Raw genomic sequence first — 24,460 nt, 5'->3', positions numbered from 1 at the left:
GAACGAACACGGCCAATCCTTTGGGCAACCACGAAACTTTTTGCACATATAAACGATTTAAACAACTTTCAAATTTTTTAAATCGATTAATGATTTGATATCATTTAGCTTTTCTGGTTTTCCATCTTGCCCGGACAGCGGGCATGCTGGAACACGTCAGCAAAGATGCGGCAAATCGAAGAAGGGTCACCAATGTCGGAAGTCGGCAAACGCAATCCTGCCTGTGCGATCGATCGTATCGGTCTCAAAACCTCCGGCGTGGTGCGCTACAATTTCGGCGCGGCCGCCCTTTATGAGGAATCAATCAGGCGCAACGAGGCCCGGCTGACCGCCCATGGCGCGCTGGTCGCCGAAACCGGACAGCACACCGGCCGCTCGCCCAAGGACAAGTTCGTCGTCCGTGACGGCGCCACCGAACCTGAAGTCTGGTGGGACAACAACAAGGCGATTTCGCCGGCCCAGTTCGACGCGCTGCTCGCCGATTTCCGCGCCCATGCCGCGGACAAGGATCTCTACGTGCAGGACCTGGTCGGCGGCGCCGACACGGAGCTGAAGCTGCCCACCCGCGTGATCACCGAATTCGCCTGGCACTCGCTGTTCATCCGCAATCTGCTCATCCGCCCGGACAGCGCCGAACTCGAGCAGTTCGTACCCGAGATGACGATCATCGACCTGCCGTCCTTCCGCGCTGACCCTGCTCGCCACGGCAGCCGCACCGAAACTGTGATCGCGGTCGATCTCACCCGCAAGATCGTGCTGATCGGCGGCACCTCCTATGCCGGCGAGATGAAGAAGTCGGTGTTCACCATGCTCAACTACCTGTTGCCGGAAAACGGCGTGATGCCGATGCACTGCTCGGCCAATGAGGGCCCCGCCGGCGATGCCGCCATCTTCTTCGGCCTGTCGGGCACCGGCAAGACGACGCTGTCGGCCGACCCGTCGCGTACACTGATCGGCGACGACGAGCATGGCTGGGGTCCGCACGGCATCTTCAACTTCGAAGGCGGCTGCTACGCCAAGACGATCAAGCTGTCGGCGGAAGCCGAGCCGGAGATCTTCGCCACCACGCAGCGCTTTGGCACGGTGCTGGAAAATGTCGTGCTCGATGCCGACGCCGTGCCGGACTTCAACGACGGCCGGCTCACCGAAAACACCCGTTGCGCCTACCCGCTCGACTTCATCCCCAACGCCTCGAAGACCGGGCGCGCCAGTCATCCCAGAAACATCATCATGCTGACCGCTGACGCTTTCGGCGTGCTGCCGCCGATCGCGCGGCTGACCCCGGCGCAGGCGATGTACCATTTCCTCTCCGGCTATACGGCCAAGGTCGCAGGCACCGAAAAGGGCGTCACCGAACCCGAGGCGACGTTCTCGACCTGCTTCGGCGCACCCTTCATGCCACGCCATCCCTCGGAATACGGCAATCTGCTGCGTGAGCTCATCGCCCGCCACGGCGCCGATTGCTGGCTGGTCAACACCGGCTGGACCGGCGGCGCCTACGGCACCGGCACGCGTATGCCGATCAAGGCGACGCGCGCCCTGCTTGCCGCGGCACTCGACGGCTCGCTGAAGACAGGCGTGTTCCGCACCGACGCCAATTTCGGCTTCGAGGTGCCGGTAGCCGTGCCTGGCGTCGACAGCGCCATTCTCGATCCGATGATTCTGGACCCCCGGGCGACCTGGGCGGACAAGGCAGCCTATGACCGGCAGGCGGCAAGGCTGGTCGGCATGTTCGCCATCAATTTCGAGAAATTCGAGCAGCACGTCGATGCAACCGTCATGGGGGCAGCGCCCCGCATGCAGGAAGCGGCGGAGTAACCGCCGAATCGCTGAGCATCATTGCCGCTCGGCACCATTGAAGGCCCGGTTTCGATCGGGCCTTTTCTTTTTCGGTCCGCCGCGCCATGACTGCGGCATGCCGACCGACGACAACATCATCATATCGGACGAAGCCGTGATCCACCCGGGCGACTTGCACGAGGATTTCATCCGCTCGTCCGGTCCGGGCGGCCAGAACGTCAACAAGGTGGCGACGGCGGTGCAACTGCGCTTCGACGCGGCCAACGCAGCGGGGCTATCGGAACGCGTGCGCGCGCGGACAATCAAGCTCGCCGGCCAGCGCGCCACCAAGGACGGCGTCATCGTCATCGAGGCCGGGCGCTTCCGCACGCAGGAGCAGAACCGGGCGGATGCAAGGGCAAGGCTTACGGCGCTGGTCGCCAAAGCGGCGGAACCGCCGCCGCCGCCGCGCAAGAAGACGCGGCCCTCGAAAGGCGCGGTCGAGCGGCGGCTGAAGAGCAAGGCCGGACGCGGCACGATCAAGAAACTGCGCGGCCGGGTGGAGAACGATTAAGCACCACACCAAGGTCGCGTTGTTTGACGCTTTCGGGTCGCCGTTCGCGTTTGAGAGTGGCATGTTGCGGCGATCAACCATCGCCATGCGAGGCAACCCATGCTCGTTCTGCCCAAGGGCGTCCGCCACATGCCGGCCTATCTGCCGCGCATCGCCCAGGAGGCGCTGGTCGAGGATGTCAGGCGCATCGTCCAGCAGGCGCCGCTGTTCGTGCCGGCCATGCCGCGCACCGGCAAGGAGATGAGCGTGCGCATGACCAATTGCGGCCCGCTCGGCTGGGTCACCGACAAGGAAGGGGGCTATCGGTACCAGCCGATGCATCCGGTGACCGGAGAGCCATGGCCGCCGATCCCCGAAGGCTTGCTCGATCTCTGGCAGCAGGTGTCGGGCTATCCGCATCCGCCGCAGGCCTGCCTCATCAATTTCTACACGGCCGAAGCCAAGATGGGTTTGCACCAGGATCGCGACGAGGTCGATTTCTCCGCCCCCGTCGTCTCCGTCTCGCTGGGTGACGACTGCCTGTTCAGGGTCGGCCAGACGACACGCGACGGCGCCACCAAATCGTTCAGGCTGAAGAGCGGCGACGTCGTCGTGCTTGGCGGCGAGGGCCGCCTCGCCTTCCACGGCGTCGACCGCATCTATCCTTCAACCTCGGCTTTGCTCAAAAACGGCGGCAGGATCAATCTGACGCTGCGCCGGGTGACGAAAGCTCAGTGAGCGAGTTGCGGGCATCCGAGCGCCGCGCATAGACTTCAATGTAGTCCCCAGTCGCGATTTCCACGTAGTCGTCCATCAGGGTTTGGAAATCCGCATTCCGACGCATCCACACGATCCAAATTGGCGGAAAGTCCGCCGTGAGCGACCACGTCGACTTTTTCTTGTTCATCCGGTCCATCAGGATGATATCGGGCCTGTTGTCACGGATCAGGGAATTGACGTAGCGAGTATAATTATCAAGGTCTTGCCGCGCGATGCGCTCGTCTTCGCCTTGATACTTACCCCGCATCAAACCCCAAAGCGCATAGGTGCCAAGCCAATCATGGGCATAGGCCGATAGCCAGCGACCATTGGCCATTCTCGTCAGCGGATTGCCGACGGAAAGGTCGGAACTGACCTGAACGATCGATGGCGAGGCGTAACGGCTGTTGATGGCATCGACCAGACCTTTCTCAGGCAGCTGGTAGAACTGGTGATGCGTCACCGAAAGTGCGGCGACCACGGCCAGCGCGGCTGCCGCATGGAGCCTGACACTGGCGATCTCAGAGGCGGCCTGTGGGTTTGCGAGGCCAACCGCTATTCGCCATCGTGATGCCACCGCCAGCAGCATCGCGACCAGCATCGTAGCCTGGTAGGGATACTGGTGATTGGGCCAGTATTTCCCGAGGTACAGCATGGACACAAAAAAGCCGGCGGCACTCGCCACCGCCAGCGCAACGCCGTCTCGCCAGACAGATTTGCGCATCTGGAAAACCACGAAAACGACGAAGACGGCGAAAGTCGGCAATGCCGCGAAAATGTTGATGTTGGCTCGCAAGCTGACATAGTAGCGCATCAGCAATTGCAGGAAAGTGCCGAAAAACTCGGGAAACCATACATACACACTGACGAGATAGGCAGTGCAAACCGTGAAGATGACGACGTTTTCAGCCGTCAGGCACGCCGTCAGCGAGCGTTTGCGCCAAGCGATGTAGAAATAGGGCAGTATGATACCAGTTGCCCAATGTGGTTTGACCAGAAGCAGTACGCTTCCAGCCAAGCCAACCGCTGCGGCAAGGCCAAGAGGAACCGGCGCATCTGCGCGGTTGTCGATCCGCCACATCATCAGGAACAGCATCGGCATGAACAGCATCGTACCGATATGCTCGCGCTGGCCGAAAACATTCCCAGGCATGATGAGAAGCAAAACCGCTAATGCGGGATAGATCCATTGCGTCTTCAGATCGACGAAGATTCGACTTCGCTCGATGACGACAGCCGACAGCGCAATCGAAACGAAGAAGATCAGATAGATGAAGCACTCGATTGCGGATTCCGGCGAGATGCCGAGCCTGTGGGACAGCCATACCGGCCCAATATAGAGGGCCACGGAGAAAGGCGGATTGGTTTCCAGAATGTCGACATAGAGCCTCTGACCATCCAGAACCTTTTCGCAGATAACGATGAGCCAGCTGACGTCGGTATTGTCGCCGGCGGTCCACGGCATAAAAAAAGAGAACACCACTACGGTCGCAACAAGCCATACCGGCGACAAGCTTCCAACCGCGGACGCAAAGCCAGTCGCAGTACTGATGTTTCTTACATTTCCCATGCTCATCGGACCGCCCCAACAAAGATGACTTTTACGCAGAATGACGAAATCATGGACGGGAACACAGCTGTGCCGGCCTCAGTGCCAAGGGTGGCAGTTGATCCGGTTCTGAGGAATACAAGCCAATATGGTCGGAAGCAGAAGCCGATCGTGCGTGCGCGCCCACTGTGTCGAGCAGCGTCGAAATGGGCACGACCGGTGCTCGCGCCGCTCGCCCAGCGGCAGTGCTGACATCGATCACCGGCTGCTCCCGCCACTGGAACTGACACCGAAAGCTAGCCGGGATTGCCTAAAGTGCGGTTAATCGCGCCATTACAGTCTGCGCGGTTCAGCCGGATTTTCGGTGGCACCGCGTCGCAGGCAACCAGGGCCGGCAAGGCACCGACTGTTTCCCGGATCGGTTGAGGCCTTGAACCGATTATGCCTCGATTTCCAACGCCGACAGCGGCCTGGAGCAACAGGCCAGGATGAAGCCGTCATCGATCTCGTGATCGAGGATGCCGCCATTGTGGCTCATTTCGACATCGCCGAAGACCTTCTTGACCTTGCAGGTTCCACACAGGCCGAATTCGCAGGCCGCGGGTATCCGCACGCCCGAGGCGCGCGCCGTCTGCAGCACGGTCTGGCCGGCGACACATTCGGCATCGACGTCCGAAAGCGCGAAGCGAATCGCTGTCGCGGCTTCGGCGGGAACAGGGGCGCCGTCCTGTGCGGGCGCTGCGAACGGCGCCGGGATTTCCTCCACCACCGGCGCGGCGAAGCTCTCCTGGTGGTATTTCGTCATGTCGAAGCCGGCGGCTTCCAGCATGCCGCGCACGGCCCGCATGAAAGGATCCGGACCGCAGCAGAAGATCTCGCGTTCGCGAAAATCGGGCGCCAGCAGCGGCAGCCTTATGGCGTCGATACGGCCCATATGGCCGTACCAGCCCTCACGGCTTGAGCGCTCCTCGATCATGAAGCCGAGCGACAGGCCGGGCATATGGCCGCCGAGCAGTTCGAGTTCCTTGCGGAAGATGATCTCTTCGGGTCGGCGCGCGCAGTTGACGAAGCTGACATCGGTCCATGGCGCGCAGTCGTTCAGCCAGCGCAGCATCGACATCATCGGCGTCACGCCCGAGCCTGCCGAGATGAACAGATATTTGGCTGCCGGATGGCTGTGCAGCGAGAAGTCGCCGGCCGGCCCGTAGGCCTTGACGTGTGAGCCAGGCACCAGATGATCGAACATCCAGCGCGTACCAATGCTGCCGGCCTGTGCCTTCACCGTCACCGCGATCGAGAACGGCCTCGATGGCGACGATGACAATGTATAGGTGCGCATCAGCGGCCCGTCATCTGTCGGCAGTTCCAGCGTCACGAACTGGCCCGGCTTGTAGCGGAACCAGGTCTGGTTGTCGGAGCGGAAGGTGAAGGTCTTGACGTCAGGAGACTCGTCGCTGACCCCAATCACTTCCAGCACCTGGAGCCGGTCGTTCCAGGGCGCCATCTGGTCGAGATGGCGGTAAAGGCCAAGATCAGTCATCGCGTTCATCCTTTGGCCTCTCAGGCGACACTGCGGAGCGCTGGTCGACCATCCTCGGCGAGGCGCGGACCAATGAAACGCGCATACCAGTCGACGAACTGGATGACGCCACCCTCATGCAGCTCCGAATACGGGCCTGGTTCGTAGGCCGGCGACAGGATGCCGAAGGCGTTTTCCTCGACGATACGGCGATCCTGATCGTTGGTCTCGGTCCACACATGGGTGAGTTCGGCGAGATCGTAATCGACGCCCTCGACCGCATCCTTGTGCACCAGCCATTTCGTCGTTACCGCCGTTTCCGTGGCACTGATCGGCAGCACGCGGAAGGTAACGGCGTGATCGATCAGGATGTGGTTCCAGGTGGTCGGATAGTGATAGTGCATCAGGGTGCCGATGCGGTCGGCCGAGACGCTGTCGGAGAGGTTCTTCTTCACCGCCCGCTTGCCGCTCATCGTGTAGCTGACCGCGTCGCGCAGCAGCGGCGCGCGGGTGGCGCGATATTGCCCGGCCGGATCGATGCGGAATTTGCTCGGCAGGCCAACGGCCTCGCATTTCGCCCAGTGCGCGATCATCTCAGGATCGCTGTCGGCGCCCTGTACACCGGTCACGGTCGGCGCCTCCGGGAAGGTCTTGCAAAGCTCCGGATGGCTGCCGGCGCAATGATAGCACTCGCGGTTGTTTTCCCAGACCAGCTTCCAGTTGCCCTTCTCGACGATGGTGCTCTGGAAAGCGATCTTTGCTTCGCTCAGCCGGTGCGGCTTGAGATAGGGTTCGATCATCGCCCGCATCGGTGCGAAGTCGGCGGGCTCCCTGGCCAGGCAGATGAAGACGTAGCCGGCCACGCTCTCGCAGGCGACCGGCTTCAGGCCGAACTGGCCTTTGTCGAAACCGTCGGCCATCTGGCGGGCGAACAGCAGGCGGCCGTCGAGCTCGTAGGTCCACTGGTGATACGGGCAGACCAGTTTGGCCGCCAAGCCCTTGTCGGTGTTGCAGACGCGGCTGCCGCGATGGCGGCAGGAGTTGTGGAAGGCATTGATCTTGCCCTGCTGGTCGCGCACCAGCACGACCGGATAGTCGCCGATCTGCACGGTGATGAAGCTTCCCGGCTTCGGCAATTCGCAATCATGGCCGATGAACAGCCAGTCGCGATACCAGATCAGCTCCATGTCGAGCTTGAAGTAGTCCGGGTCGGTGTAGAAGGGCTGTTCCAGCGAAAAGCCCTCTCTGCGGCTGTTCAAGAGCCTCAGCATATCGTTGCGCGCATCCATGTCCTGTCCTCGCATTCATCGCATCGGCCCGTCCAAACGGACGCGCGTCGCTCTAATGACTGAACCGGAGGGGATGAGAGGAAGGACAAGGCTGCATGCCGGCAAGCGCCGGGCATGCGGCATCCGCCTCTTGACCGCCCACCGCGATCAGTCGAGTTCTACGATCTCTGGCTGGTTTCCGGGCTCTGGAGTGTCCTTGCGGACGGTCGCGACACCTTCCCAGGCTTGCGCCCAGTGGTCTCCCGTTGCGACTTGAACTCCACCACCGTCGCGGGGGCAGCGCCGGACTTTGACCGGCTTCCCAATTCTCCGCCCCGTCGTCACGAAGCGGCACCTGAGATGACATGATCTAATCACGACAGCGCTTGCGACATCGGCATGAAAGCGACATTGCATCCATGTGGCGCGACACCCATGCGCAACGATCTGGTCACGAGCAGCGACAGCGAAAATCATCGCGGTGACGGCCGCGCCGGGCGTCGGAATCGGCCCGGAGTGGAAGCAAAAAGGGTTAACGGTTTCGAAAAGTGACTATTAGCAGATTCTAAAATCGAACCGAACGGTTCGTTTCTGTTGACGGTGCGTGCAGGACGGTGTGAACGCCGAGCCTCCGATAGAGTCGGTGATGACGACACCGACTTTAATTAACGCGTTGATATTGCAACGGAAAAATCGCACGTGGAAGATCTTGGTACAATTTCAAGTAGTGGATTCATGGTCCACGTTGAACATCTTCGTGATTGGAAACGGCTAGCTGGCTCTCCCACATCGGGGTCGTCCGAACGACGCGATTTCAATCCCAAGACACGCCGCTAGACGGACGGAAAAATACTGGAGTACCCAAAATGAAAAAGATTGTTCTCACTGCCGCCGCCCTTCTGGCCATTTCCGGCAGCGCCTTCGCTGGTAGCGATCACTATGGTGCGAATGGCCCCGCGGCCACTGCTGCCGACAGCTCTTACACCGCTTCGATCAAGAAGTCGGAACCGGCTGCTCAGACGCCCACCCACGGTGCTGACCGCAACCTCTTCGGCAACAACTAACAGCCGATCTCCAGCAGGCGGCGGGTTTGGCCTGCCGTCCTGGCGACATTCGAAGAATTCAGGAGACTTGAAATGAAGAAGATCGCTCTTGCTGCCGTCGCCGTTCTGGCCATTTCCGGCAGCGCTTTCGCCGGCAGTGACAATTATGGTTCGAATGGCGCTAGCCAGCCGGCCGCCACGTCGACCGACAACTCATACACCGCTTCGATCAAGAAGTCCGAACCGGCGGCTCAGACGCCTACGCACGGTGCCGACCGCAACCTGTTCGGCAACAACTAATATCAACGACAACCGGCGGGCTTGCCCGCCGCTTGGATTCGCGAATACCGGAGTACCCGAAATGAAAAAGATTGTTCTTACCGCCGCCGCTCTTCTGATTGCCGCCGGCAGCGCCTATGCGGCCAACGACAATGTTGGCGGCACCGACATCAACAAGCAGGCGACGACCGCCAATGTCGACACTTCGCATACCGGCTCGATCCGCAATGAAGGATCGCCTGTCTACAAGCTGCTCAATTCCTCGGGTGACGCACAGAAGTCCGCCCCACAGGGCAGCGACCGGAATCTCTTCGGCCGTTAATAGCCGATGTGGAATACAAAAAGAGCCGCGGGCCGATGCCTGCGGCTCTTTTTTATCACCAGAACCCTGTTTCAGGCCGCCTTTGCCTCTACCTCGTGAAGCGCGAAGGAGCGGCCGTCCGCGTCGAAGATATGAAGGTCGCCGGCATCGGCGGTCAGCCGCAGCGTCGAGCCGCGCTTGACCTCGACATTGCCAGGCAGCTTGGTCACCAGGGGCAGGTCGGTCCTGCCGATGTCGACATAGACCAGCTGGACCTCGCCGAGTTGTTCGATATAGTCGACCGTCCCTTCGAACAGATAGTCCGTGCCGCTGGCGATCGCGAGATCTTCCGGGCGCACGCCGAAGCTTACCGCCGCGCCCTTCGCCGAAGCCGGTGTCGCGATCGGCACCGTCGCCTTGCGTCCGCCGACATGACTGATCACGGTCGGGCTGCCGGTCCTGTCGACGGTCGCCGGCAGGATGTTCATGGCCGGCGAGCCGATGAACTGGGCGACGAACAGATTGCCGGGCCTCTTGTAGAGTTCCATCGGTGTTCCGACCTGCTCGATATGGCCCTCCTTCAGCACCACGATACGGTCGGCCAGCGTCATCGCCTCGACCTGGTCGTGGGTGACGTAGATCATGGTCGTGTTGGGCATCGATTCCTTGAGCTTGGCGATCTCGATACGCGTGGCGACACGCAGCGCGGCGTCAAGGTTCGACAGCGGCTCATCGAACAGGAACACTTTCGGATTGCGCACGATGGCGCGGCCGATGGCGACGCGCTGACGCTGACCGCCCGACATCGCCTTGGGCAGACGGTCGAGATACTTGGTCAGCTGCAGGATTTCCGCCGCCTGGCGCACGCGCTTGTCGATCTCGGCCTTGCTTTCCTTGCCGATCTTCATCGAGAAGGCCATGTTGTCGTAGACGGTCATGTGCGGATAGAGGGCGTAGGACTGGAACACCATGGCGATGCCCCGCTTCGACGGCGGCACGTCGTTGACAACCTCGCCGTCGATCCTGAGTTCGCCTGAGGTGATCTCCTCGAGCCCGGCGATGGACCGCAGCAAGGTCGACTTGCCGCAGCCCGACGGGCCGACGAAGACGATGAACTCGCCCGATTTGATGTCGAGGTCGATGCCGTGGAGAATGTTGAGATTGCCGTAGGACTTCTTCACTTGTCGCAGCGTGACATCGGCCATGATTTTCTCCCGGTGATTTGAAATTCAGTCTATGCGCCCGAACCAGGCGCCGTAGCCGCCGAGGCGGACGGTGCCTGTGTCTGCCTTCTCCGAAAATCCGTGTCCCGGCAAAGGTTGCAGCGATCGGTCGCCAAGGTCAACCTCGGCCGGCTTGGCGCCCAGATTGAAGACACAGACGATCTGCTCATTGCCTGCCCGGCGCGTGAAGGCGACGGTGTCGCCCTGGCTTTCGATGAAATTGATATCGCCCTTGGCCAGCGCCGGATGGGCGCGGCGGAAGGCGAGAAAGCGCCGGTAGTGCTCGAGCAGTGACGTCTCGTCACCCTGCTGTACATTGACCGCCTGCGACAGATGCTTGGCCGGCACCGGCAACCATGGCTTTGCCTGGGAGAAGCCGCCATTCTTGGCGCTGCCGTCCCACACCATGGGCGTGCGGCAGCCATCCCGGCCCTTGAATTCCGGCCAGAAGCGGATGCCATAGGGATCCTGCAGGTCCTCGAAGCGCAGGTCGGCCTCGCCGAGCCCGAGTTCTTCGCCCTGATAGATGCAGACCGAGCCGCGCAGCGACATCAGCAATGCCGAAATGACCTTGAGATAGGCGACCGGGTCGGCCTCGTTGGCGGCCCAGCGCGAGGCCGGGCGCATCACGTCATGGTTGGAAAACGCCCAGCACGACCAGCCGTCGCTGGCGACCTTGCCGAAGGCTTCCAATACCGAGCGGACCTTGGCGGCGCTGATCTTCTCCGGCGCCAGGAAGTCGAAGGAATAGCACATGTGCACGCGCTTGCCGCCGGCGGTGTAGGCCGCGACCACGTCCAGCCCGCGCTGCGAATCGCCGACCTCGCCGACCGCGGCGGTTGCCGGATATTCGTCGAGCAGCGCGCGGAAACGCTCGAGGAAACCAAGGTTCTCCGGGCGGCTCTTGTCGTAGATATGGTCCTGGTAATTGTAGGGATTGACCGCCGGCGCGGTCTGGTCGTTTCGCTCCTCGGGCGGCAGCGGCGGATTGTTTTCCAGCCCCTGGCTGTGGAAATAGAAATTGATGGTGTCGAGCCGGAAGCCGTCGACGCCGCGCCCCAGCCAGAAACGGGTGACGTCGAGCAGCGCGTCCTGGACCTCATGGTTGTGGAAGTTGAGGTCCGGCTGCTCGGCGAGAAAATTGTGCATGTAATATTGCTGGCGGCTGGTGTCCCACTGCCAGGCCGATCCGCCGAAGATCGACAGCCAGTTGTTGGGTGGCGTGCCGTCGGGTCTGGCATCCGCCCAGACATACCAGTCCGCCTTGGGATTGGTGCGGCTCGACCGGCTCTCCTTGAACCACGGATGGATGTCGGCGGTGTGCGACAGCACTTCGTCGATCATCACCTTGAGGCCCAGCCGGTGCGATTCCGCAACCAGCGCATCGAAATCGGCAAGCGTGCCGAACATCGGGTCGACGTCGCAATAGTCCGACACGTCGTAGCCGAAATCCTTCATCGGCGATTTGAAGAAGGGCGAGATCCAGATGGCGTCCGCGCCAAGCGCGGCGATGTAGGGCAGGCGCCGTACTATGCCTTTCAGGTCGCCGATGCCGTCGCCGTCGGAGTCCTGGTAGGAGCGCGGATAGATTTGATAGATGACCGCGCCACGCCACCAGTCACGGTCGATGGCGGGATCCGGTCTCGAAGTCGCCTTCAAAGCCGATTGCATTGTCTCAACCTCCTTTCACCGAGCCGGCCAGCAGCCCGCGGACGAAATAGCGCTGCAGGGAGAAGAAGACGATCAGCGGCACGATGATGGTGATGAAGGCTGATGTCGTCAGGATCTCCCAATTGCCGCCGCGTGAGCCGAGCAGCGCATTGAGCTTGGCCGTCAGCACGATCTGGTCGGGCGCCGTACCGAGGAAAACCATCGCCACCAGGAGATCGTTCCATACCCACAGGAATTGGAAGATGGCGAAGGAGGCAAGCACTGGGAAAGACAGTGGCAGCACGATCTTGACGAAGATCTCGAAGTCGCTGGCGCCGTCGATGCGCGCCGATTCCATGATCTCGCGCGGCAGGCCGGCAATGTAGCTGCGCAACAAATAGATGGCGAAGGGCAGGCCGAATCCGGTGTGCGCCAGCCAGATGCCGAGATAGGTCTTTGACGGCACGCCGAAGAAAGTGCCGACGCCATTATAGAGCCTGAGCAGTGGAATGAGCGACATCTGCAGGGGGACTACTAGCAGGCCGATGATGACCGCGATCAAAAGCGCGCGGCCGGGAAAGCGCATCCACGCCAGCGCATAGGCCGCGAAAGCCGCGATCAGGATCGGGATAACCGTCGCCGGGATGGTGACCGTCAGCGAGTTCACGAAGGAGCGGCCGATGCCTTCCGAGAACAGCACGGTCTGATAGTTGTCGGTGGTGAATTTCGGCGGAGCCGAGGAGGCGAAATAGACACGCTGGCCGCGATCGCCTTCGAACGGCTTGGGCGAGGCAAGCACGAAACTGCCGTCGGCGTTGACCTGCAGGGTCACGCCGTCACCGAGATCCGCTGGCGTGCCGGCCGGATACTGTGTCGGCGCGGCGGCCTTGACACCGAAGGCGCTGATCGCGCGCTTGGCGCCATCGCCGAAAATGTTGCCTTCGATGACGTATTTGCCGTCCTTCTGGGTCTGCGTCGAGGCGGCCGGCAATCGTCCGGCCTCAGTCTGGCTCGAACTGGCAAAGGAATTCCACCAGCCCGAGGCGACGATCTGATCCTTGTCGCGCAGCGACGAGACGAGGATACCGAGCGTGGGGATGGTCCAGATCACGACGAAGACGAGCACCGCGATGTGGACGCCGAAACGGCCGACAAAGGACTTTCCGGTGGTGACGGCCATCTCAGTGCCCTCCCGTCTCTTTGTTGGCCTGACGGATGTTCCAGATCATGATCGGAATGACCGCGATCATGATGATGATGGCGATCGTGGCACCGCGGCCGAAATCGCCGCCGCCGCGGAACATCCAGTCGAACATCAGATTGGCCAGCACCTGGCTATTCCATTGGCCGTTGGTCATGGTCAGCACGATGTCGAACACTTTCAGCACCAGGATGGTGATTGTGGTCCACACCACCGCGATGGTGCCCCAGATCTGCGGCACCATGATCTTCCAGAAGATCTGGAACGGGTTGGCGCCGTCGATGACCGCGGCCTCCAGCGTTTCTTCCGGAATGCCGCGCAGCGCCGAGGACAGGATAACCATGGCAAAGCCGGTCTGGATCCAGATCAGGATGATCATCAGGAAGAAATTGTTCCAGAACGGCAGCGATATCCACACCTGCGGCTGGCCGCCGAAATGCTGGATGACGGCGTTAAGCAGGCCGATCTGGATCTGGCCTTCACCACGATATTCGTAGATGAATTTCCAGATCACGCTGGCGCCGACGAAGGAGATGGCCAGCGGCAGGAAGATCAGGCTCTTGGCAATCGTGCCCCACCAGATCTTGTCGGTGAGCACGGCGATGATCAGGCCAAGGAAGGTGCAGGCCGCCGGCACCACCGCCAGCCACAGGATGTTGTTCAGGATCGAGTTTCGCAGATCCTGATCGCGCAACGCCCATTCATAGTTGGCAAGCCCTACGAAACTGGTGCCGCCACGGTCGAAGACGGAGAGCCACAGCGTCGCGATCACCGGATAAATCAGGTAGATGGTCAGGATGATCAGAGCCGGGCCGACGAACAGCCAGGGCCGCACCAATCCCTGCCGGCGCAGATTGTTGACGGCAGCCGTGCCGGAGACCCCGCGCGAGGGGAATATCAGGTCGAGCAGTTTGTTGGCGCCCCAGAAATAGGCGACACAGCCGCCGACGCCGATGATGATGACAAATATGGCCGAGAAGATCTGAGTCGCCATGGGTCCCTCTCCCTGCGCATGATCGGCCAGGCAGTGCTGGCGACCGGATGCACCGACTTTCAGTTGTTCGGAACAATCGAAACGCTAAGGCATCCGGTGTGCGGCGCCGGTCGGACCCGGGCCGTAGCCCGGATCCAGCAGAAGGATCTGGAAGGTTCAGGTCGCGTCGCAGCGGCCTACTTGATTGCGTCCCAGCTCTTCTGGACATCGGTGGCGACGTCCTGCGCGGACTTGCCCCCGACCAGGTCGATCATGCCGGTCCAGAAGGAGCCCGCACCGATCTTGCCGGGCATGAGGTCGGAGCCGTCGAACCGCACCGTCGTCGCTCCGATCAGGATCTCGCCCTGCTTCTTAAGCGCCTCGCTGCCATAGGCGTCCTTGTTGGCCGCCTTGAACGGGGTGACGAAGCTCTTCTGCGCCATCCACAATTCATGCGCGAGCGGCATCTGCAGGAACTTGATGAATTCGCGCGATGCCTTGGAATCCTTGGTGATCATCACCAGCGTTCCGGCCACTTCCAGCGGCGTGCCCAGTTCCGGCTTTGAGGCGAAAGGCGGATAGTAGAAGAAGTCCGCGTCCTGGCCGAGCTTCACGCCCTCCGGGAAGAAGGAAGGGATGAACGACGCCTGATGGTGCATGTAGCACTTCGGCGGTACGGTAAAGAGGCCCTTCGGGCTGTCACGGAAGTCGGTCGCGGCCACGGCCTTGGCACCGCCATCCACCATCTTGTCGTCGGTGGCGATCTTGCCGAAAATGTCGATGGCGTTGACCACAGCCGGATCGTTGAACGGGATCTCGTTCTTCACCCATTTGTCGTAGACTTCCGGCGGCTGCGTGCGCAGCATGATGTCCTCGACCCAATCGGTCGCCGGCCAGCCGGTGGCGCCGCCGGAGCCAAGCCCGATGCACCACGGTTTGCCACCATCGGCGATGATCTTCTTTTCGAGGTCGGCGAGTTCCTCCTGCGTCTTAGGCACCTTGTAGCCGGCTTCCTGGAAATTGTCGGGGGAGTACCAGACCAGCCCCTTCACGTCGATCTTGTAGGGAAAGGCGTAGAAGCCGGACTTGCCGTCCTTGCCTGTGTAGGTGCCGAGCTTGGCCCAGGAGTCACCTGCGGCGTAGTTCTCCTTGATCCAGGCGGCCACGTCGTCGCCCAGCGGGGTGAGCACGCCCTTGGAAGCAAGGTCCTGGATGAGGCCCGGCTGCGGCAGGACGGCGATGTTGGGCGGGCTGCCGGCCTGGGTGTCGATGACGATCTGCTGCTCGTAGTTCTCGGACGAGGAATATTTGACCTCCGCGCCGGTGGCCTCGGAGAAATAATCGAGTACCGAACGGACAAGCGTCTCGTCCTCGCCACGCCATGGCCCGAAGATCGACAGGGTCTCACCCTTGAGATCGACTTTCTTGAGGTCTTCGTAATTCGCCCAGTGAAAACGCGGATCCTCGCCTGGTTTGAACTTCAGTTCGGCCTGCGCGGGCGCGCTCAGGGCAAGCGTGGCAAACGCTACACCCAGCAAAAGCATTTTCTTCATCGGTATTCCCTCCCAGTGGGTCACATGCACCGGACGGAACCTCCATTCCGCCCGCCGACGCCGCAGGACTGTGACTCAGTCGCAAGGGAACCGCAACCTTTCGAAGAGTCTTCCAAAGCGCTTTGGCTACTTCGATCTCGCCATTGAATCGACCGGAAGTCAAGAGGGCGGCAGCCTAGTCGATTTAATCTCGGCCGCTTGGAGTCCAAAAGTGCGCCGCAGCATAGTTTCTGGCGCTGCAGCAGCAATTTTTGTTTCAAACTCACGCCTCGCGCGCTTATGGTTATCATCTCACGGCCGCGCACTTGCAGTGCTTGGGTCGATTCAATTTAAAAGCGCTTTGAGGCGAGGAGGCCTCTCGTGAATCTCAAGCAACTCGCGCATATGCTGGCGCTCTCGCAGACCACGGTAAGCCGTGCGCTGAACGGCTATCCAGAGGTCAACGAGGAGACGCGCAGGCGCGTCATGGACGCAGCCAAGCGGCATGGCTATCGCCCCAACCCGAGCGCGCGCCGGCTGGCGACCGGCAAGTCGGGGATGATCGGCTACGTCCTGCCGACGGGTGCGGCCGTCGACATCGATCCGCATTTCGTCGAATTTCTCTCCGGCCTCGGCGACTATGCCCGCGCGCACGAACTCGACCTCGTACTGTCGCCGGCCGACGCCGACGACCAGGAGACGACCTACCGGCGTATCGTCGCCAACCGGCAGGTCGACGCCGTCTACATTTCCTCGCCACGGCCGGCCGACCGGCGCGTGGCGCTGGTCAACACACTCGGCATTCCGTTCATCGTCCATGGCCGCAGCGAAGGCTTCGGTTTCGACTATCCCTATCTCGACATCGACAATGAGGGCGCCTTCCACGAGGCGGCGCGGCTGCTCGTTCAACTCGGTCACCGGCGGCTGGCGCTGATCAATGGCGACGACCGCGAGACCTTCGCCATCCACCGCGAGCGCGGCGTGCGCCGCGCGCTCGCCGCGAGCGGGTTGACCCTGGGCGACCGCCATGTCTGCTCCGTCGCCATGACCGAGGAGAACGGCTATCGCGCCACCAGGCGCCTGCTCGAACAGGATGGCGCGCCCACCGCGATCGCCTGCTCCAGCCTGATCATGGCGCTGGGCGTCGTGCGCGCGGTGCGCGACCTTGGCCTCAGCATTCCCGGTGACGTCTCGCTGATCGCTCATGACGACGTCTTTCCCTGGCTGAGACCCGAAAATTTCTCCGTTCCGCTGTCGACGACGCGCTCCTCCATCCGTCTCGCCGGCGCCCGTGTCGCCGAGCGGCTGGCGGCGCGGATCTCGGGGCTGGAAGAGGGCGCGCGTGGCGAGATCTGGCCGGTCGACCTGGTGGTCAGGGGATCGGTCGCCGGGGCGCCGGTCTAGGTGCCAAAAGGTCAATCATTTGAATGAGTGAGGGCAACCTATTGCAGATCCGCAAATCGCCCTGAACGCCCTCGTTCTGAGCCTGCAGCCAACTATCGCCTTTCTCGGAATTTTCGCCTAAGACCCTTGGACTAAGAATAGTGGGGACTCGAATGCTTAAAGAAGAAATTGACGACGCAAAGCGTGCAGTGAATACAGACACTGTTCAGATTACAATCGGAGAAGTGGGTAATATGTACACTTCAAAAGAATTAAATATTCTACCAGATTTGCAGAGATTGTTTCGATGGACTAACGAGAGAAAATCTAATTTTGTCGAGTCAATATTAATCGGGATCCCGGTGCCGCCGGTGTTTGTGTATGAAAATGAGGATGGTACGTGGGAATTGATTGATGGCCTTCAGCGAATTTCCACTCTCCTCGAGTTCATGGGCGTGTTGAAGGATGTCGACTCCGGTGAAAGTCGTCGATCCAAACTTCAAAAGACCAAGTATTTGCCATCGCTTGAAGGGATGGTTTGGGAGCATAAGGAAGATAACGAGGTGCCGCTCGATAAGGCATTGCAATTGTTCTTCCGAAGAGCTCGAGTGGATTTCCAGATTCTCAAGCATCCCAGCGATCCAAAGACCAAGTTCGATCTCTTTCAGCGCCTCAACCGAGGCGGTGCTTATGCCAACGAGCAAGAGGTTAGGACTTGTTCCATGGTCTTGGCCAATGCCGAGTTCACTCAGGCGATACGCACATTCGCGCAGCGGGATGATGTTAAGGGCATTTTCCAAATTACCAATGAACAAAAGGGCACGCAACGTGATGTGGAATACATAGTGCGGCTAATCGTGCATACGTTTGCTGACTACGACCGCAGCTTAGACGTGCAAGAATTCCTTGATGCTACGATTGTTGACATATTGGCCGGGAAGGATCGCGTAGAAGTTATGCAAACGATCACTTGGACAGTGGAGACCCTCCATAGAGTGCTTGGCAACGGAGCGTTGATCCCGCCGCAAGATGCCGGTGAAGGCATCGCCAATCGGTTCTCTTTGCGGGCGCTTGAAGCCATTGCGGTGGGGATCGGTCGGAACAAGGTTGCAATTATGAATCATGGACATCCAGACCAGTTTGTTGCCGAAAGAATCCAGCGCTTCTGGCAACGGCCGGAGGTCGCTGACATGAGCGCATCCGGGCTACGCGGGACCGTAAGATTACAACGAACCATTCCATTTGGGGAGCAATGGTTCAGCCCGAATGCCTAAACTGGACGACTTCTTTGATGAGATCGACGCTGCAAGGGTGCGACGAGCGAAGGAACTCTCCGAGGTCAAGAGATCATTCGGCCGACTCGCGGGCAATGATGTCTACGGCGTTGCGTCCAAGGCGGTTGTCGTGCTCGCCTATGCCAATTGGGAGGGTGTCTACAATGAATGTGTGCGCGCTTACCTGAAATTTTTAGTTGAGAAAGGCGGTAGGGTTCGGGACCAGGACTGGATGCTTTTGGTCAGCGCGTTTCATGCGGATTTTGAAAGCATGCGAGACAGAAACCATTCGCTCGATTCGCGCCAGGCTTTCGTCAAGAATCTGCAAGCCCGCATCGACTGTGGGTTCGACTCGGTTGATGGCAAAATCGTCGAAGCTCGTTCCAATTTGGACTTCGCGAGGCTGTCTGAAAACTACGGCCTTCTTCGATCTATCCACAATGCAAAAGGTCCGAAATCGACTAGACAAGGAACTGGTCGGTTGGCGGCATGCGGTCGCTCATGGAGACTCTCCCGACCTCACAACTATGGATGTGGAGGCTCACATCAATTTCACGTCTTCGCTACTCATACTAATTGCCGACCGATTCCAGTTCGCAATGCTGGCAAGGATTTAGCCGGGATTCCTAAAAGCAGCACACTACTCCTTAGCCGCCTCAGCTCCCTTGATATCCAGCAGCCCATAGCCGAAGTCGTTGTCGCGCCCCTTGGGGCCGAGATCCCTGGCAGTCGTGGCGAGCGCCTTCTCGATGTTGTCGGCCGAGCGGTCGGGCGCGGCATGGATCAGGTTGGCGATTGCGCCGGAGACGATCGCGGCGGCAAATGACGTGCCGGTAACCACGTCCGAACCGGCGCCGCTCGGCGCCACCATCTCGACGCCCGGCGCCGAGATGAAGACGTAGGCGCCGCGATTGGCCTGCGGCATCAGCGCGTCCTTGGCGTCGGTAGCGGTCACCGCGATGACGCCGTCGAAGGCGGCCGGATAGCCATAGGGCGCTTTCGGCCCGTTGTTGCCGGCGGCGGCGACCAGCACCATGCCGAGCGCCCACGCATTGCGGCAGGCGGTGCCGAGCAGGTCGTTCTTCGGGCCGACGAAGCTCATGTTGATGATGCTGACGTTCTGCTCGGCAGCCCAGTCGAGCGCTGACAGGATGACGTCCATCGTCGACTTGCCGCCTTCGAAGGCGCGGGCGTGATAGATGCGGGCGCCCGGTGCCATGCCCTCCAGCGCGCCGACACCGGCGATCAGCCCGTCGACCGAGGTGCCATGGTCGCGCTTTTCGATCGGCACATCGGGCATGGCATCGAATTGCGCGGCGATGACGCCGGCCAGCGCAGGATTGCTGTCGTCGATGCCGGTATCGATCACCGCGACACGGACGTTCTCGCCGCTGGCCTGTCTGGAATCGAGCGCGATGCGGTCAAAGGCATAGTTTACGATGCCGGCCGCCTGCTGCAGCGAGTAGATGTGGTTGGGTTCGCGCCGCTGCGTGCGGCCGTCGGCGGCAAGCTGTGCCAATACCACGCCGACGGGGCGGCCGTCAGGAATGCCGAAGCGGACCAGAGTGGTGCCGAGCAGCCGGGACTGGCGCTGCGAGCGCACTTCGAGGCCAAAGGAGGCGGCGATCTGCTGCACGGCGCCGGCATCGCCATCGACCGTCACCAGCACCTCGTCGGGCACGAAGTCACCGGCGACGGCGCGCGGCGGCTGAACGGCGATGAGATCGGTCGGCGACACGATCGGCCCGCTCGGCGGCGGACCGGCCTGGTTGTTGGCCGGCGGCGTCGCCGGCTGCGGCCGTGGGGCCGGCACCGGCGCAGGGTTGGGAAAAAGATCGACGATCAGGGCGGGAAGAAAGACCGCCTGACCAGGACCCGCGTCGCCGGCCCTGTTCTTGGCGCCATTGCCGTCCTTGGCGCAATCGGCACCGGCCGCGTTGGCCCCGTTGCGACAGTCGATTTTCGTGCCGTCCGGATTGGTCCCGCTGGTCTGCGCCGAGGCAGGCACGGCCGCGATTGTCGCCGCCGCCGCCAAAGCAATTCCAGCAAAAGTGCGTAGTGGTTTTCCGTCCGGAATTGCGAAAAGGAAAGCGGATGGAGCGGATCGACGTTTCGGTGAAACGGTGAACCGCTCCAGGATCGCCGCAAATCGAATGACCGCCTCAGCCGCCATCAGCCGGTTTCCTTCCCTCGATCACAGTCTCGGTGAAAGGCTGGGCGGCAATAAGGCCGAGCTCCTTGGTGTAGTCGGCCGTGTTGGCTGCGGGAATGGCGAGCCGGAACACGCCGTCGGCGGTCGGTCCGCCGATGATCTTCAGCCCTTTGCCGCCGAGGAAGCTGGAAACGTCGGACATCTTCGCATCCGGCTTGAACTTGACCAGCGCGAACGGCATCTTCGCCAGATCGTCCTCGGCGCCGGCAATCTCGAAATCCTTGCCTTTGCCGCCGGGCTGCACCAGCGACTGCACCACGATCAGCGCCAGCAGGACCGCCGCCGCCGCCCAGGCGACACCGGCGGGCACCGCCATGAAGCGGCCCCAGGCCTGCGCCAGCCAGGACGAGCCGGCCGGCATCCGCGCCGGTCCTGCCTCTGCCTCGAGCGTCTTGGCGAAGCGGCTGAGCGCGTCGGCGGGCGGGCGGATCGCTTCATTGGCGGCTGATGTGCCCGAGAATTCGGCCTCGGCCTCGCCAAGGGCGGCAAGAGCGGCCGGATCGCTGGCCAGCCATTCCTCGACGGCCTCCAGTTCCGCCCCTTCCAGCGAGCCGTTCAGATAGAACGGCAGCAGCGTTTCCATTTCGTCGCGGCGCGACATCTTTTCAGCGGCGCTCATGGCCACCCCCTGTCGTAACCGGCGGCCTTGAGGGCCTCGCCGAGTTTCTTGCGGGCGTAGAACATCCGGGTCTTGACGGTCGCCCCCGGGATGCCGAGCACCTCGCCGATCTCGGTCACCGACTGTCCATGAAAATAGGCGAGGTCGATCACCGTGCGGTGTTCTTCGGGCAAGGCGTCGATGAAACGCCGCAAGGCGGCGGCCTTGTCTTCCTTCATGGTGACGACTTCCGGCGTGTCGGCACTGTCGGGCACCGCGGCTGCGGCCTCATCGTCGATCCAGTCTTCCTTCTTCTTGCGCAGCAGCGACAGCGCCTTGAACCGGGCGATGCCGAGCAGCCACGTCGAGACTTCGGAGCGTCCTTCGAAACCCGGCGCCTGGCGCCACAATTCAAGGAACACTTCGTTCGCGATATCGTCAGCCATCATCTCCGATCCCGTCTGGCGCGCCACGAAGCGGTAGATCCGCGCGTGGTGACGCATGAACAGGAGCCGCACGGCGGCCCGGTCGCCCTTCGCGACCCGGTCGACAAGCGCGCGATCGGTCTCCGTCGCCGCCGTCATGGCCGGTCGAGCCGCCTGGCTCCTGCCTGCTCTGTCGCTGAACAGCCCAAAAAGGTTCATCCTCCGCCAAGGAATTCGCGGAGGCTAACCGAAGAGCGGGAAGGTTGCCAGAGTATCCCTTCTCCCCGTTCCACGGGGAGAAGGTGCCGGCAGGCGGATGAGGGGCAGCACGAGCGTTGGAGTGATCATATTCGACGTTTACGCTGCCCCTCACCCCTACCCGGAATGGGGGGAGGGGGCTCCAACGTCACGGCTGCCCACTCACACCAAAAACGGTTTCGCCTTCATCGTCGCCGGCACCGGCACCCCGAGCCGGCTCAACACCGTCGGCGCCAACTGCAACTGGTCGAGCAGTACATCTGCCTCCGGTCCCTTGCCGGCGCCGAAATAATACAGCGCGAAATCCTGCATCTCATCATCACGGCCGCCATGATGGCCGCGATCCGTTTGACCGTGATCGGCGGTAACCATGACCTCGTAGCCGGCCGCGATCCAGCCCGGCAGGAAGGCCGCCAGCATGCCGTCCATGGCGTAGCAGGCATGGTCCATCTCGTGGCAGTCATGGCCGAAACGGTGGCCCATAGAATCCAGCGTGCAGGTGTGCAGGATGCCATAGTCGATGCCGTGGCGTTTGGTCAGCATGGTCAGCGTCGCGAACAGGTCGACGTCGCTCGGCGTCATCTGGTTGCGGGCGTTGTAGCCGGTCATTGTGTGGAAGCGGCCATGCGTGATCGGCCCGCCGGGCTCGTCATATTCCATGTCCTCGACGAGATCGAATGGATAGGAACGGAAGAATTCCGACCAGTAGGAGTGGGTGACCGCGCCGGTCTTGCCTCCGGCCTTGCTGACTTCGCAGAAGATGTCGGGCTGCTCGACCCGGAACCGGTTCTCGTTGGACAGGATACCGTGCACCTGTGGCGACACCCCGGTGTGGATCGAAGCGTAGCAACAGGCGGAGGTCGACGGCAGCACGGAACGCATTTTCCACACTTGCGCCTCGCCGGACTGCACCCAACCTTCGAGATTGCCCATCAGCCGGCGCCAGTTCCGGTAGGGCACGCCGTCGAGGATGATCAGCAAGAGTTTGGACTTGAGTGCCATCAACTCCTCCATGCAATTCGGCGAAAAAGCGTGCGCCGCGTGTCGTTTGAACACGCGGCGCTATTCAGTCCCAGGGAGATATCAGGCGTTCAGCCAGCACTCGCCAAGCGCATAGCCGTCCATCATTTCACCGATCGGGTTCTTCACCCAGCCGCTGATCTTGCTGGTCGCGGCCGCGTCGATGAACTGGTTGAAGAATGGCACGATCAGCCCGCCTTCGTCGCGCATCAGGACGGCCATGTCGTGGTAGATCGCCTTGCGCTTGTCCTGGTCGAGTTCGCCGCGCGCCGCAAACAGCATCTTGTCGAATTCCGGCCGCTTGAAGCGTGTGTCGTTCCAGTCGGCGGTCGAGACATAGCCGGTGGAATACATCTGGTCCTGCGTCGGCCGCCCGCCCCAGTAGGAGAGCGAGAAGGGCTGCTTGTTCCAGACTTCCGACCAATAGCCGTCTCCCGGCTCGCGCTTGATCTCGATCTTGATGCCCGCCTTGGCGCAGGACTGCTGGTAGAGTTGGGCCGCGTCGACGGCGCCGGGGAAGGCGACGTCGGAGGTGCGCAGCAGGATGGAGCCGCTGTGACCCGACTTCTTGTAGGCTGCCGCGGCCTTCTCCGGGTCGAACTTGCGCTGTTCGATGGCGGTAAACAGGGGATAGGCCTCGTTGATCGGGAAGTCGTTGCCGACTGAGCCGTAGCCGCGCAGGATCTTCTCAAGCATTTCGTCGCGGTCGATGGCGAGCTTCAGCGCCATCCTCAGATCATTGTTGTCGAAGGGTGCCGTGTCGCAAAACATGTTGAACGGGTAATAGCCCCGGCCCGACACGTTCTCGATGCTGACGCCGGGAATGCGCTTGACCAGGTCGACGACCTTCGGCTCGATACGGTTGATCATGTGGACCTGGCCGCCCTGCAGCGCCGCCAGCCTGGCCGTGGCGTCGTTGATGACGACGATCTCGATCTGGTCGGCATGACCCGCTTTGTCGCCACGCCAGTAATTGGCGAAGCGCTCGCCGCCATGCCGCACGCCGGGCTGGTTGACCGTGACCTTGTAGGGACCGGCGCCGATGCCCGCGTTGGGGTTGTCTTTGCCGCCATTCGGCTGGATGACGAGGTGGTAGTCGGCCATCAGATAGGGGAAATCGGCGTCGGCGTCGCCGAGCGTGACGATGACTTCCTTGCCGCTGGCCTTGATGCCCTTGATGTTCTTGAGGACGCCGAGCGCGCCCGACTTCGATTTCTCGTCGGCGTGGCGCTCGAGCGTGGCGGCGACGTCTTCGGCGGCAACGGTCTTGCCATTGTGGAATTCGATGCCGTCGCGCACCTTGATCGTCCAGGTCTTGGCGTCCTTGGACGCGCCGATCTCCTCGGCGATCAGGTGCGTCAGGCTATTGTCCGGCATCAGCCTGACAAGATATTCGCCCCACTGCTTGCCAAAGCTGTAGGTGACCTGGCTGAGGTTCAGCGCCGGATCGAGGCTGTTGGTCGATTCGCCGCCCTGCAGGCCGGCCTTGAGGATGCCGCCCTTGACCGGCGTCTGTGCGAAGGCTTTCCCGGCCAGCGTCGTTGCCAGCGCCGCCGATACGCCCAGTGCCGCGGTGCGGCCAAGAAAGTCGCGACGCGATATCCGGCCCCGGCCGGCGAGTTCAGCGAGATGGTCGAGTTCAGTCTTCATGTCGTACCCCT

Annotated in this window: 21 protein-coding genes and 1 riboswitch; of the genes, 8 read left to right on the top strand and 13 right to left on the bottom strand. The window is 61.5% G+C overall.

From position 1 onward, the window contains the following. The first annotated feature begins 192 nt into the window (after positions 1–192). The 3 genes from FJ938_RS02525 to FJ938_RS02515 all read left to right on the top strand — a co-directional run bounded on the left by FJ938_RS02525 (position 193) and on the right by FJ938_RS02515 (position 3,070). Positions 193–1,818: a phosphoenolpyruvate carboxykinase gene (locus FJ938_RS02525; protein WP_140690816.1), complete on the top strand. Its 1,626-nt coding sequence runs from the start codon at positions 193–195 to the stop codon at positions 1,816–1,818. A 97-nt stretch (positions 1,819–1,915) separates the two neighbouring features. After that, positions 1,916–2,353, top strand: coding sequence for an alternative ribosome rescue aminoacyl-tRNA hydrolase ArfB (gene arfB / locus FJ938_RS02520; protein WP_140606693.1), 438 nt, complete (start codon positions 1,916–1,918; stop codon positions 2,351–2,353). A 99-nt stretch (positions 2,354–2,452) separates the two neighbouring features. Beyond that, positions 2,453–3,070, top strand: coding sequence for an alpha-ketoglutarate-dependent dioxygenase AlkB (locus FJ938_RS02515; RefSeq protein ID WP_140606694.1), 618 nt, complete (start codon positions 2,453–2,455; stop codon positions 3,068–3,070). Here the strand turns inward: FJ938_RS02515 and FJ938_RS02510 are convergent. From FJ938_RS02510 to FJ938_RS02500, 3 genes are all read right to left on the bottom strand, one after another. Then, positions 3,033–4,667: a hypothetical protein gene (locus FJ938_RS02510; RefSeq protein ID WP_140606695.1), complete on the bottom strand. Its 1,635-nt coding sequence runs from the start codon at positions 4,665–4,667 to the stop codon at positions 3,033–3,035. The two genes, FJ938_RS02515 and FJ938_RS02510, sit on opposite strands and share 38 nt — an antisense overlap. Before the next feature lie 412 nt (positions 4,668–5,079). Beyond that, a complete protein-coding gene (locus tag FJ938_RS02505) occupies positions 5,080–6,180 on the bottom strand; it encodes a hybrid-cluster NAD(P)-dependent oxidoreductase (protein WP_140606696.1) in 1,101 nt (366 codons plus the stop codon). Positions 6,181–6,200: 20 nt separating this feature from the next. Next, on the bottom strand, positions 6,201–7,448 hold the full coding sequence (locus FJ938_RS02500) for an aromatic ring-hydroxylating dioxygenase subunit alpha (protein ID WP_140606697.1): 1,248 nt from the start codon (positions 7,446–7,448) through the stop codon (positions 6,201–6,203). A 151-nt stretch (positions 7,449–7,599) separates the two neighbouring features. Further along, positions 7,600–7,801, bottom strand: a riboswitch (cobalamin riboswitch). Between the two features lie 492 nt (positions 7,802–8,293). Between FJ938_RS02500 and FJ938_RS02495 the strand changes: the two genes are divergently transcribed. The 3 genes from FJ938_RS02495 (at position 8,294) to FJ938_RS02485 (ending at position 9,071) form a co-directional block, all read left to right on the top strand. Then, a complete protein-coding gene (locus FJ938_RS02495) occupies positions 8,294–8,491 on the top strand; it encodes a DUF680 domain-containing protein (protein ID WP_140606698.1) in 198 nt (65 codons plus the stop codon). Positions 8,492–8,563: 72 nt separating this feature from the next. Continuing rightward, positions 8,564–8,770 (top strand): DUF680 domain-containing protein, encoded by a 207-nt coding sequence (locus FJ938_RS02490; protein WP_140606699.1) that lies wholly within the window; start codon positions 8,564–8,566, stop codon positions 8,768–8,770. Positions 8,771–8,831: 61 nt separating this feature from the next. Beyond that, positions 8,832–9,071, top strand: a complete 240-nt coding sequence (locus tag FJ938_RS02485; RefSeq protein WP_140606700.1) for a DUF680 domain-containing protein — start codon at positions 8,832–8,834, stop codon at positions 9,069–9,071. A 71-nt stretch (positions 9,072–9,142) separates the two neighbouring features. Here the strand turns inward: FJ938_RS02485 and ugpC are convergent, their stop codons facing one another. The 5 genes from ugpC to FJ938_RS02460 all read right to left on the bottom strand — a co-directional run bounded on the left by ugpC (position 9,143) and on the right by FJ938_RS02460 (position 15,650). Continuing rightward, positions 9,143–10,255 carry a sn-glycerol-3-phosphate ABC transporter ATP-binding protein UgpC gene (ugpC, locus tag FJ938_RS02480; RefSeq protein ID WP_140606701.1) on the bottom strand — a complete coding sequence of 371 codons (1,113 nt, stop codon included), beginning with the start codon at positions 10,253–10,255 and terminating at the stop codon, positions 9,143–9,145. A gap of 24 nt (positions 10,256–10,279) precedes the next feature. Next, a complete protein-coding gene (locus FJ938_RS02475; protein ID WP_140606702.1) occupies positions 10,280–11,944 on the bottom strand; it encodes an alpha-glucosidase family protein in 1,665 nt (554 codons plus the stop codon). A 4-nt stretch (positions 11,945–11,948) separates the two neighbouring features. Beyond that, positions 11,949–13,103 (bottom strand): carbohydrate ABC transporter permease, encoded by a 1,155-nt coding sequence (locus FJ938_RS02470; protein WP_140606703.1) that lies wholly within the window; start codon positions 13,101–13,103, stop codon positions 11,949–11,951. A gap of 1 nt (position 13,104) precedes the next feature. Then, positions 13,105–14,118, bottom strand: a complete 1,014-nt coding sequence (locus FJ938_RS02465; RefSeq protein ID WP_140606704.1) for a sugar ABC transporter permease — start codon at positions 14,116–14,118, stop codon at positions 13,105–13,107. 176 nt (positions 14,119–14,294) lie between these two features. Further along, the gene (locus tag FJ938_RS02460) at positions 14,295–15,650 is read right to left on the bottom strand and encodes an ABC transporter substrate-binding protein (protein WP_140606705.1); all 1,356 of its coding nucleotides are present in this window, start codon (positions 15,648–15,650) and stop codon (positions 14,295–14,297) included. A 360-nt stretch (positions 15,651–16,010) separates the two neighbouring features. On the opposite strand from FJ938_RS02460, the gene FJ938_RS02455 reads away from it, so the two are divergent. Both FJ938_RS02455 and FJ938_RS02450 read left to right on the top strand, forming a co-directional pair. Beyond that, positions 16,011–17,033: a substrate-binding domain-containing protein gene (locus tag FJ938_RS02455; protein WP_140606706.1), complete on the top strand. Its 1,023-nt coding sequence runs from the start codon at positions 16,011–16,013 to the stop codon at positions 17,031–17,033. Between the two features lie 152 nt (positions 17,034–17,185). After that, entirely contained in the window at positions 17,186–18,286 is a 1,101-nt protein-coding gene (locus FJ938_RS02450) for a DUF262 domain-containing protein (RefSeq protein ID WP_140690813.1), read from the top strand. A 640-nt stretch (positions 18,287–18,926) separates the two neighbouring features. Here FJ938_RS02450 and FJ938_RS02445 read toward each other — a convergent pair. The 5 genes from FJ938_RS02445 to FJ938_RS02425 all read right to left on the bottom strand — a co-directional run bounded on the left by FJ938_RS02445 (position 18,927) and on the right by FJ938_RS02425 (position 24,449). After that, on the bottom strand, positions 18,927–20,321 hold the full coding sequence (locus FJ938_RS02445) for a S8 family serine peptidase (RefSeq protein ID WP_246673144.1): 1,395 nt from the start codon (positions 20,319–20,321) through the stop codon (positions 18,927–18,929). A 127-nt stretch (positions 20,322–20,448) separates the two neighbouring features. Continuing rightward, complete coding sequence (locus tag FJ938_RS02440; RefSeq protein WP_140606709.1) at positions 20,449–21,117, bottom strand: anti-sigma factor; 669 nt, start codon at positions 21,115–21,117, stop codon at positions 20,449–20,451. After that, a complete protein-coding gene (locus FJ938_RS02435; RefSeq protein WP_140690811.1) occupies positions 21,114–21,680 on the bottom strand; it encodes a sigma-70 family RNA polymerase sigma factor in 567 nt (188 codons plus the stop codon). Before FJ938_RS02435 ends, FJ938_RS02440 begins: the two co-directional genes overlap by 4 nt. Positions 21,681–21,941: 261 nt before the next feature. Beyond that, on the bottom strand, positions 21,942–22,781 hold the full coding sequence (locus tag FJ938_RS02430) for an alkaline phosphatase family protein (protein ID WP_140690810.1): 840 nt from the start codon (positions 22,779–22,781) through the stop codon (positions 21,942–21,944). 81 nt (positions 22,782–22,862) lie between these two features. Next, positions 22,863–24,449, bottom strand: coding sequence for an ABC transporter substrate-binding protein (locus tag FJ938_RS02425; protein ID WP_140606712.1), 1,587 nt, complete (start codon positions 24,447–24,449; stop codon positions 22,863–22,865). Positions 24,450–24,460: the final 11 nt, after the last annotated feature.

Source organism: Mesorhizobium sp. B2-4-14, assembly GCF_006442155.1.
Classification (GTDB): domain Bacteria; phylum Pseudomonadota; class Alphaproteobacteria; order Rhizobiales; family Rhizobiaceae; genus Mesorhizobium.
Note: the sequence above shows the minus strand (reverse complement) of the source record. Positions and strands in the feature narration are given on the sequence as shown.